At 56.1% G+C, this 10,077-nt stretch carries 8 protein-coding genes; 6 read left to right on the plus strand and 2 right to left on the minus strand.

The window, feature by feature from the left end:
* The first annotated feature begins 103 nt into the window (after nt 1-103).
* Nucleotides 104-1,588: a 4-hydroxy-3-polyprenylbenzoate decarboxylase gene (ubiD, locus tag RTU33_RS16635; protein ID WP_312628825.1), complete on the plus strand. Its 1,485-nt coding sequence runs from the start codon at nt 104-106 to the stop codon at nt 1,586-1,588.
* Nucleotides 1,589-1,628: 40 nt separating this feature from the next.
* Entirely contained in the window at nt 1,629-2,330 is a 702-nt protein-coding gene (gene fre / locus RTU33_RS16640) for an NAD(P)H-flavin reductase (protein ID WP_312628827.1), read from the plus strand.
* 119 nt (nt 2,331-2,449) lie between these two features.
* On the opposite strand, the gene fadA is transcribed toward fre, so the two are convergent.
* The gene (gene fadA / locus RTU33_RS16645) at nt 2,450-3,613 is read right to left on the minus strand and encodes an acetyl-CoA C-acyltransferase FadA (RefSeq protein ID WP_312628829.1); all 1,164 of its coding nucleotides are present in this window, start codon (nt 3,611-3,613) and stop codon (nt 2,450-2,452) included.
* 9 nt (nt 3,614-3,622) lie between these two features.
* A complete protein-coding gene (gene fadB, locus RTU33_RS16650; protein ID WP_312628831.1) occupies nt 3,623-5,812 on the minus strand; it encodes a fatty acid oxidation complex subunit alpha FadB in 2,190 nt (729 codons plus the stop codon).
* 188 nt (nt 5,813-6,000) lie between these two features.
* Here fadB and pepQ point away from each other — a divergent pair, with 188 nt between their 5' ends.
* Genes pepQ through hemG form a run of 4 tightly spaced genes read left to right on the plus strand, consistent with a single transcriptional unit; the run spans nt 6,001 to nt 10,001 of the window.
* Nucleotides 6,001-7,332 carry a Xaa-Pro dipeptidase gene (gene pepQ / locus RTU33_RS16655; RefSeq protein WP_312628833.1) on the plus strand — a complete coding sequence of 444 codons (1,332 nt, stop codon included), beginning with the start codon at nt 6,001-6,003 and terminating at the stop codon, nt 7,330-7,332.
* Entirely contained in the window at nt 7,332-7,946 is a 615-nt protein-coding gene (locus tag RTU33_RS16660; RefSeq protein WP_312628835.1) for an IMPACT family protein, read from the plus strand. Before pepQ ends, RTU33_RS16660 begins: the two co-directional genes overlap by 1 nt.
* Before the next feature lie 40 nt (nt 7,947-7,986).
* Nucleotides 7,987-9,438 carry a Trk system potassium transporter TrkH gene (trkH, locus tag RTU33_RS16665; protein ID WP_312628837.1) on the plus strand — a complete coding sequence of 484 codons (1,452 nt, stop codon included), beginning with the start codon at nt 7,987-7,989 and terminating at the stop codon, nt 9,436-9,438.
* Between the two features lie 11 nt (nt 9,439-9,449).
* Nucleotides 9,450-10,001 (plus strand): menaquinone-dependent protoporphyrinogen IX dehydrogenase, encoded by a 552-nt coding sequence (gene hemG / locus RTU33_RS16670; protein ID WP_312628839.1) that lies wholly within the window; start codon nt 9,450-9,452, stop codon nt 9,999-10,001.
* Nucleotides 10,002-10,077: the final 76 nt, after the last annotated feature.

The raw sequence follows: 10,077 nt of genomic DNA on the forward strand, positions 1-10,077 counted from the left end.
CCGTTTCAGGTGCCAGGAATTCACGCGAATTTAACAAAATTACAGCATCCCGCGCCCGAAGGCCGTATAATGAGGCGCTTACAAAGAGGCCATGACTGACCCCATGAAATACCATGATTTACGCGACTTTCTGACACAGCTGGAACAGCAGGGCGAGCTGAAACGTATCTCTCTGCCGGTTGATCCTCATCTGGAAATCACCGAAATTGCCGATCGCACATTGCGTGCGGGCGGGCCGGCGCTGCTGTTCGAGAATCCGAAGGGCTATGACATGCCAGTGCTGTGCAACCTGTTCGGCACACCGCGCCGGGTGGCGCTGGGGATGGGGCAGGAAGAGGTCAGTGCGCTGCGTGAAGTGGGAAAACTGCTGGCGTTTCTGAAGGAGCCGGAGCCGCCGAAGGGCTTCCGGGATCTGTTCGACAAGCTGCCGCAGTTTAAGCAAGTCCTGAACATGCCGACCAAACGCCTGCGTAGCGCGCCCTGCCAGCAAAAAGTAATGCAGGGCGATGACGTCGATTTAACCCGCATTCCCATCATGACCTGCTGGCCGGAAGACGCCGCGCCGCTGATCACCTGGGGTTTAACGGTGACCCGCGGTCCGCACAAAGATCGCCAGAATCTGGGTATTTATCGCCAGCAGCTGATTGGCAAGAACAAACTTATCATGCGCTGGCTTTCCCATCGTGGCGGCGCGCTGGATTTCCAGGAGTGGTGCGCGGCTCACCCGGGTGAGCGGTTCCCGGTATCCGTGGCGCTCGGCGCCGATCCGGCGACAATTCTCGGCGCGGTCACGCCAGTGCCGGATACGCTGTCAGAATATGCTTTCGCAGGTCTGCTTCGCGGCACCAAAACGGAAGTAGTGAAATGCCTGTCGAACGATCTGGAAGTGCCTGCCAGCGCTGAAATTGTGCTGGAAGGCTACATTGAGCCGGGCGAAATGGCGCCGGAAGGGCCCTATGGCGACCACACGGGTTATTACAATGAAGTCGATAGCTTCCCGGTATTTACCGTTACCCATGTGACCCAGCGCGAAGATGCTATTTACCACTCAACCTATACTGGCCGTCCGCCGGATGAGCCTGCGGTGTTGGGCGTTGCGCTGAACGAAGTCTTCGTGCCAATTCTGCAAAAGCAGTTCCCGGAAATCGTTGATTTTTATCTGCCACCGGAAGGGTGTTCCTACCGCCTCGCGGTGGTAACGATGAAAAAACAGTACGCCGGGCATGCCAAACGCGTGATGATGGGCGTCTGGTCGTTCCTGCGCCAGTTTATGTACACCAAATTTGTGATTGTCTGCGATGATGACGTGAACGCCCGTGACTGGAACGACGTTATCTGGGCCATCACCACGCGTATGGATCCGGCCCGTGATACGGTGCTGGTAGAAAACACGCCGATTGATTATCTGGACTTTGCCTCGCCGGTTTCCGGCCTGGGCTCGAAAATGGGGCTGGATGCCACCAATAAGTGGCCTGGTGAAACCCAACGCGAGTGGGGACGTCCGATCAAGAAAGATCCCGAAGTGACGGCACGCATCGACGCCATTTGGGATGAGCTGGCCATCTTTAACGACGGCAAGAGCGCCTGAGCGCCGCCGTGTTTGCTTATAGACCCGACAGAGGGAGCGCATGACAACCTTAAGCTGTAAAGTCACTTCGGTAGATGCCATTACCGACACGGTATACCGCGTTCGTTTAGAACCGGAAGCGGCCTTTTCCTTCCGCGCGGGACAGTATCTGATGGTGGTGATGGATGAGCGCGACAAGCGCCCGTTCTCCATGGCCTCTACGCCTGCTGAGCAGAACAGCATCGAGCTGCACATTGGCGCCTCCGAGCTGAATCTGTACGCGATGGCGGTGATGGACAGGATCCTCAAAGAGCGTGAAATTGTCGTCGATATGCCTCACGGTGAAGCCTGGCTGCGCGACGATGAAGAGCGCCCGCTGGTGCTGATTGCCGGCGGGACTGGCTTCTCCTATGTACGCTCAATTCTGCTGGCCGCGCTGGCGCAGAACCCAAACCGCGAGATTGCCATTTACTGGGGCGGTCGCGAAGAGAAGCATCTGTATGACCTGTCCGAACTGGAATCGCTGAGCGTGACTCATCCAAACCTGCGCGTTGAGCCGGTGGTTGAACAGCCGGAAGAGGGCTGGCGCGGGCGTTCCGGAACCGTGTTGACCGCAGTGCTGCAGGATTACGGTACGCTGGCAGAGCACGATATCTATATCGCCGGTCGTTTTGAGATGGCAAAAATTGCCCGTGACCTGTTCTGCAATGAGCGCGGCGCGCGTGAAGATCGTCTGTTTGGTGATGCATTCGCGTTTATTTAACAGCGAAAAAGCAGAAATAAAAAACCCGCCCCTGACAGGCGGGAAAAACGGCAACTAAACAGTATTACTCTTACGCATTACCCTTTCATAGCCGGGGCATCGCCCCGGCTTTTGCTGTCTCAGACGCGCTCTATCACCGTCGCAATCCCCTGACCGAGTCCGATACACATTGTTGCCAGACCAAACTGGGCATCTTTGCGTTCCATCAGGTTCAGGAGCGTGGTGGTGATGCGGGCACCGGAGCAGCCTAACGGGTGGCCGAGAGCAATCGCGCCGCCGTTGAGGTTGATCTTCTCGTCGATCTGCTCCATCAGCCCCAGATCTTTAATGCACGGCAGGATCTGCGCGGCGAACGCTTCATTCATTTCAAACAGGTCGATATCGCTGGTCGACAATCCGGCTTTCTTCAGCGCCAGCTTCGACGCCGGAACCGGACCGTAGCCCATAATGGACGGGTCGCAGCCCACGACTGCCATGGAACGAATACGTGCACGCGCTTTCAGTCCCAGTTCGCGGGCGCGGCTTTCGCTCATGACCAGCATTGCGGCAGCGCCATCGGAAAGCGCTGATGAGGTGCCTGCGGTAACCGTTCCTGTGACCGGATCGAAGGCCGGGCGTAAAGCCGAGAGCGCTTCGACCGTGGTTTCCGGACGGATCACTTCGTCGTAGTTAAATTGCTTCAGCACGCCGTCGGCATCGTGCCCGCCGGTCGGGATGATTTCATTTTTAAACGCGCCCGACTGCGTGGCTGCCCATGCGCGGGCGTGAGAGCGGGCGGCAAACCGATCCTGCATTTCACGGCTGATGCCGTGCAGGCGCGACAGCATTTCCGCCGTCAGACCCATCATCCCGGCCGCCTTTGCCACATTGCGGCTCATGCCGGGATGGAAATCCACGCCGTGACTCATCGGTACGTGACCCATGTGTTCGACGCCGCCGACCAGGCAGGCCTGCGCATCACCGGTCATGATCATGCGGGCTGCGTCATGCAGTGCCTGCATGGACGATCCGCACAGGCGGTTGACGGTTACCGCCGGGACAGAATGCGGGATTTCGGCTAACAGTGAAGCGTTACGGGCGATGTTGAAGCCCTGTTCCAGGGTCTGCTGCACGCAGCCCCAGTAAATATCATCGAGCGCCGCCGGATCCAGAGAAGGATTACGGGAAAGCAGGCTACGCATCAGATGTGCGGAGAGGTCTTCTGCACGCACGTTACGGAATGCGCCGCCTTTTGAACGGCCCATCGGGGTACGAATTGCATCGACAATGACAACCTGTTCCATTGTGACTCCTTAAGCCGTTTTCAGCTCACCCACCGGACGGGCAGGTTCAACCGGTGGATAATATGCTTCGTTGTGGCGTGCTTTGCTACGCAGGCCTTCCGGTACTTCGTACAGCGGGCCGAGATGCTGATATTGCTGCGCCATATCGAGGTATTTCGCACTGCCAAGCGTATCCAGCCAGCGGAAGGCACCGCCGTGGAACGGAGGGAAGCCGAGGCCGTAAACCAGCGCCATATCGGCTTCTGCCGGCGTGGCGATAATACCTTCTTCCAGACAGCGCACCACTTCGTTGACCATTGGGATCATCATGCGGGCGATGATCTCTTCGTCGCTGAAGTCACGCTTCGGCTGGCTGACTTCTGCCAGCAGCGCTTCAACGGCGGCGTCTTCTTCTTTCTTCGGTTTACCCTTACTGTCTTCTTTGTAGCGCCAGAAGCCGAGTCCGTTTTTCTGACCGTAGCGGCTGGCTTCAAACAGCGCGTCGATGGCATCGCGATAATCTTTCTGCATGCGCTGCGGGAATCCGGTGGCCATCACGGCTTGTGCATGATGCGCTGTATCAATACCTACCACGTCCAGCAGATACGCCGGGCCCATCGGCCAGCCGAAGACTTTCTCCATCACTTTGTCGACTTTGTGGAAGTCGGCACCGTCTCGCAGCAGCTGGCTGAAACCGGCAAAGTAAGGGAACAGTACGCGGTTGACGAAGAAGCCCGGGCAGTCGTTGACCACAATTGGCGTTTTGCCCATTTTGCTGGCCCAGGCGACCACTTTGGCGATGGTTTCGTCAGAGGTTTTCTCGCCGCGAATCACTTCGACCAGCGGCATACGATGCACCGGGTTGAAGAAGTGCATGCCGCAGAAGTTTTCCGGGCGTTGCAGCACGCTTGCCAGTTCACCGATAGGAATGGTGGAGGTATTGGAGGCCAGGACGGTGTCCGGACGAACCTTCTCTTCCGTTTCAGCCAGTACCGCTTTTTTGACTTTTGGATTTTCCACAACGGCTTCAACCACGACATCCACGCGATCAAATCCGGCGTAGTCGAGCGTCGGGTGAATAGTGGAGATTACACCCGCGAGCTTCAGTCCATTGATTTTACCGCGCTCCAGCTGTTTGTTCAGCAGCTTGGCAGCCTCGTTCATCCCGAGGGTCAGCGATTTATCGTTGATGTCCTTCATGATCACCGGCACGCCCTTCCAGGCCGACTGGTAAGCAATGCCGCCGCCCATGATCCCGGCACCAAGCACGGCGGCCTGTTTCGGGGTGTCGACGTTTTTGGTCAGCTTCTTCGCCTGTCCTTTGACGAACTGGTCGTTAAGGAAAATGCCAACCAGTGCACGAGCCTCTTTTGAATGCGCCAGCGGCACAAAGCTCTGGTTTTCAAGTACCAGCGCCTGGTCACGGCCTAATTGGGCTGCGGCTTCAATGGTTTTTACGGCAGTGATGGGTGCCGGGTAATGCTTGCCTGCCGTCTGCATCACCATGCCCTTGGCGATGGTGAAGCTCATGGTGGCTTCAATTTTGCTGAGCTTCAGCGGCTCGAGCTTTGGCTGACGTTTGGCTTTCCAGTCCAGATCGCCGCTGATGGCCTGACGCAGAATAGCAATGGCGCCTTCGCGCAATTTTTCTGGCTTCACTACGCCATCAACCAGGCCGAGTTTGAGTGCTTCGTCTGCACCCACATCCTTCCCGGCGGCGATGATTTCCAGTGCGCTATCGGCACCGAGCAGACGTGGCAAACGCACAGAGCCGCCGAAGCCAGGCATGATGCCAAGCTTCGTTTCCGGCAGGCCAATGCGCAGATCTGGGGTTGCCAGGCGATAGTCGGTTGCCAGTACGCATTCACAGCCGCCGCCCAGCGCGTAGCCGTTGATGGCGGAAATAGTCGGGACGGGAAGATCTTCCAGCCGGCAAAATACGCTGTTGGCAAAATGCAGCCACTGACTCAGCTGTTCTTGTGGCACCAGGAACAGGCCGAGGAATTCGGTAATGTCCGCACCGACGATAAACGCGGCTTTTTCGGAGCGCAGCAGTAAGCCCTTCAGATCCTGCTGTTTTTCGAGGACGTCCAGCGCCTGGCCAAGGCTGGCTACGGTTGCGGTATCGAGCTTGTTAACCGAGCCGGGGGCATCGAACACCAGTTCGGCAATGCCATCTTCCAGCCAGGTGAGGTACAGGGTGTCGCCTTTGTAGAGCATGTCAGTCTCCTGAATCCAGTAGAGTTACTGGTCTTACCAGATGAGACGGAGTGTGGATTTTATGTTAATAAAATGCAAATTAGTCATTAAAAAAATGACGTCTGGATCACGCTCGGCAGAAATCACGCACGGCGAAACCGATGTGCTAAGATGCGGGAATTCGCCTCAAAAAAAGAGAAGGGTAAAACATGGATTCACTGGCCACACTCTATAAGAATCATATTGCTACGTTGCAGGAGCGCACGCGTAACGTACTGGAAAAATTTAAGCTCGACGCCTTACTGATTCATTCCGGCGAGCTGTTCAACGTCTTTCTTGACGATCACGCCTATCCGTTCAAAGTGAACCCACAGTTCAAGGCCTGGGTGCCGGTCACGCAGGTGCCAAACTGCTGGCTGCTGGTGGACGGCGTGAACAAGCCGAAGCTGTGGTTCTACCTGCCGGTGGATTACTGGCACAACGTGGAACCGCTGCCGACTTCGTTCTGGACTGAAGAGGTTGAGGTTATCGCCCTGCCTAAAGCGGACGGCATCGGCAGCCAGCTGCCTGCGGCGCGCGGCAACGTTGCTTATATTGGGCCTGTGGCGGAACGTGCGCTGGGTCTGGATATTGCGGCAGCGAACATTAATCCGAAAGGGGTGATTGATTACCTGCACTACTACCGCTCTTATAAAACCGACTACGAACTTTCCTGCATGCGCGAAGCGCAGAAAACGGCGGTAAACGGGCACAAAGCGGCCCATGAAGCGTTCCTGTCCGGAATGAGCGAATTCGACATCAATCAGGCGTACCTGACGGCAACGGGCCACCGTGACACCGACGTGCCTTACGGCAATATCGTCGCGTTGAACGAGCACGCTGCGGTTCTGCACTACACCAAACTTGATCATCGCGCGCCGTCTGAGATGCGCAGTTTCCTGCTGGACGCCGGTGCCGAATACAACGGCTATGCAGCCGACCTGACCCGTACGTGGGCGGGTAACAGCGATACCGAGTTTGCTCAACTGATTAAAGATGTGAATGCTGAACAGCTGGCGCTTATCGACACCCTGAAAGCGGGTGTGAGCTATGTTGACTACCACGTTCAGTTCCATCAACGCATCGCTAAGCTGCTGCGTAAGCATCAGATTGTGACCGATATGAGCGAAGAAGCTATGGTCGAAAACGATCTGACAGGGCCATTTATGCCGCACGGCATCGGCCATCCGCTGGGCCTGCAGGTACACGACGTAGCCGGGTTTATGCAGGATGATACCGGCACGCATCTGGCAGCGCCGTCGAAATACCCGTATCTGCGCTGCACCCGCATTCTGCAACCGCGCATGGTGCTGACTATCGAGCCGGGCATCTACTTTATTGAATCCCTGTTGGCGCCGTGGCGTGAAGGGCAATTCAGCAAGCACTTCAACTGGCAGAAAATTGAAGCAATGAAGCCATTCGGCGGTATTCGTATCGAAGATAATGTCGTGATCCACGAGAACAGTATTGAAAACATGACCCGGGATCTGAAGCTGGCCTGATGGACAGCTGGCTCATCCCGGCCGCGCCGGTGACCGTGGTCGAAGAGATCAAAAAAAGCCGCTTCATTACGCTGCTTGCCCATACTGAGGGAGTGGACGCGGCGAAAGCGTTTGTCGAGTCCGTCAGGGCTGAGCATCCGGATGCGCGCCACCACTGCGTGGCGTGGGTCGCCGGGCCGCCCGACGATTCGCAACAGCTTGGGTTCTCAGATGACGGGGAACCGGCCGGAACGGCAGGCAAGCCGATGCTGGCACAGCTGATGGGCAGCGGCATCGGGGAAATTACCGCTGTAGTGGTTCGTTACTACGGCGGAATTTTACTGGGGACAGGCGGGCTGGTGAAAGCCTACGGCGGCGGCGTGCATCAGGCGCTGGCGGAGCTCACCACGCAGCGCAAGACGCCGTTAACCGAATATACTTTGCAGTGCGATTACGGACAGCTGTCCGGTATCGAGGCGCTTCTGGCGCAATTTTCCGGGAAAATCGTCAGCAGCGATTATCAGGCCGATGTGCATCTTAAGGTGGCACTTCCGCAGGCCGAACTGACGGCTTTTTCCGCAAAGCTGGCGGATTTTAGTCGCGGTTCATTGCAATTATGCAGGATTGACGAATAATCCCCGGTCTACTTTTTGCTTATCAAAGGAAGCGGCAGAGATGCATTTTCGTGCCATAACCCGAATCGTCGGCCTGCTGGTCATTCTGTTTTCAGGCACCATGATTGTGCCTGGGCTGGTTGCGTTGATCTATAAAGACGGGGCCGGGCGGGCATTTACCCAGACCTTTTTCGTCGCGCTGGCGATTGGCGCGATGCTGTGGTGGCCGAACCGTAAGCAAAAAGGGGAGCTGAAATCCCGCGAAGGGTTTCTGATTGTTGTGCTGTTCTGGACCGTGCTGGGCAGCGTCGGTGCGCTGCCGTTTATCTTTGCCGAACAGCCTAATCTGACCATCACTGATGCCTTCTTTGAATCTTTCTCTGGCCTGACAACGACCGGCGCAACCACGCTGGTGGGCCTGGATTCTTTACCCCACGCGATTCTTTTCTACCGGCAGATGCTGCAATGGTTTGGCGGGATGGGGATCATCGTGCTGGCGGTGGCCATCCTGCCTATTCTTGGCGTTGGGGGGATGCAGCTCTATCGTGCAGAAATGCCGGGGCCGCTAAAAGACAATAAGATGCGTCCGCGCATTGCCGAAACGGCGAAAACGCTGTGGCTGATTTATGTTCTGCTGACCGTCGCTTGTGCGCTGGCTCTGTGGTTTGCCGGGATGCCTGCGTTCGACGCCATTGGTCACAGCTTTGCCACCATCGCTATCGGCGGCTTTTCTACGCACGATGCCAGCGTGGGTTATTTCAACAGTCCTACCATCAACAGCATTATTGCTATCTTCTTGCTGATCTCGGGCTGTAACTATGGTCTGCACTTCTCTTTATTAAGCGGTCGCAATTTGAAGGTGTACTGGCGCGACCCGGAATTTCGCATGTTTATTGGCGTGCAGCTAACGCTGGTTATCATCTGTACGCTGGTGTTGTGGTTCCACGATGTCTATAACTCGGCGCTCACAACGCTCAACCAGGCGTTCTTCCAGGTGGTGTCGATGGCGACAACCGCAGGATTTACCACGGACAGCATTGCGCGCTGGCCGCTGTTCCTGCCGGTACTGCTTTTATGTTCAGCATTTATCGGTGGCTGTGCGGGCTCGACGGGCGGTGGCCTGAAGGTTATTCGTATCCTGCTTCTCTTTAAGCAAGGAAACCGTGAATTAAAACGCCTGGTGCACCCGAATGCCGTCTACAGCATCAAGCTTGGCAACCGTGCGCTGCCGGAACGCATACTCGAAGCGGTATGGGGATTCTTCTCTGCTTACGCGCTGGTGTTTATCGTCAGTATGCTGGCTATCATTGCGACGGGCGTTGACGATTTCTCAGCATTTGCTTCCGTTGTTGCAACGCTGAATAACCTCGGTCCCGGGTTGGGCGTAGTGGCGGATAACTTCGCCAGCATGAATCCCGTGGCTAAATGGATCCTGATTGCCAATATGCTGTTTGGTCGTCTGGAAGTCTTTACGCTGTTGGTGCTGTTTACACCGACTTTCTGGCGCGAATAACAGGAGCGTTTGTGAAAATATTGATTCTCTTTTCTACCCGGGACGGGCAAACGCGTGAGATTGCAGCCTCACTTGCGTCAGAATTAAAAGAGCAGGCTTTCGATGTCGACATGGTGAACCTGCATCGTGCGCAGAGCATTGACTGGCAGGAATACAACGGCGTCGTGATTGGCGCATCTATTCGTTACGGTCATTTCCATTCCGCTCTGGAGAGCTTTGTCAAAAAGAATCAGCAGGCATTGCAGCAGTTGCCGAGCGCGTTTTATTCCGTGAACCTGGTTGCACGCAAACCTGAAAAGCGCACGCCACAGACTAACAACTATACTCGCAAGTTTTTGCTGGGCTCACCGTGGGAACCCGATCGCTGCGCCGTCTTTGCTGGTGCACTGCGTTACCCGCGCTATAGCTGGTATGACCGCATGATGATCCGCCTGATAATGAAAATGACGGGCGGCGAAACGGATACCAGTAAAGAGGTGGTGTATACCGACTGGCAGCAGGTTACCCATTTCGCCCACGAAATCGCGCAACTTGTGCGCAATTTGGGCGTAAAACCAGCGTAAAGCCTGGAATTTGAGCGGTCGGAAAGTTTTTTTGAATTTATACTTGCCGTCTCAGAATTACCCCCTATAATGCGCC

The sequence above is a fragment of the Scandinavium sp. genome, assembly GCF_032012665.1.
Taxonomy (GTDB): Bacteria; Pseudomonadota; Gammaproteobacteria; order Enterobacterales; family Enterobacteriaceae; genus Scandinavium.

Bases quoted from the DNA above. Each gene is read 5' to 3' on its own strand.
- fre (WP_312628827.1), top strand. From the start codon at position 1,629: ATGACAACCTTAAGCTGTAAAGTCACTTCGGTAGATGCCATTACCGAC.
- ubiD (WP_312628825.1), top strand. From the start codon at position 104: ATGAAATACCATGATTTACGCGACTTTCTGACACAGCTGGAACAGCAG.
- fadA (WP_312628829.1), bottom strand. From the start codon at position 3,613: ATGGAACAGGTTGTCATTGTCGATGCAATTCGTACCCCGATGGGCCGT.
- fadB (WP_312628831.1), bottom strand. From the start codon at position 5,812: ATGCTCTACAAAGGCGACACCCTGTACCTCACCTGGCTGGAAGATGGC.
- RTU33_RS16660 (WP_312628835.1), top strand. From the start codon at position 7,332: ATGGACAGCTGGCTCATCCCGGCCGCGCCGGTGACCGTGGTCGAAGAG.
- pepQ (WP_312628833.1), top strand. From the start codon at position 6,001: ATGGATTCACTGGCCACACTCTATAAGAATCATATTGCTACGTTGCAG.
- trkH (WP_312628837.1), top strand. From the start codon at position 7,987: ATGCATTTTCGTGCCATAACCCGAATCGTCGGCCTGCTGGTCATTCTG.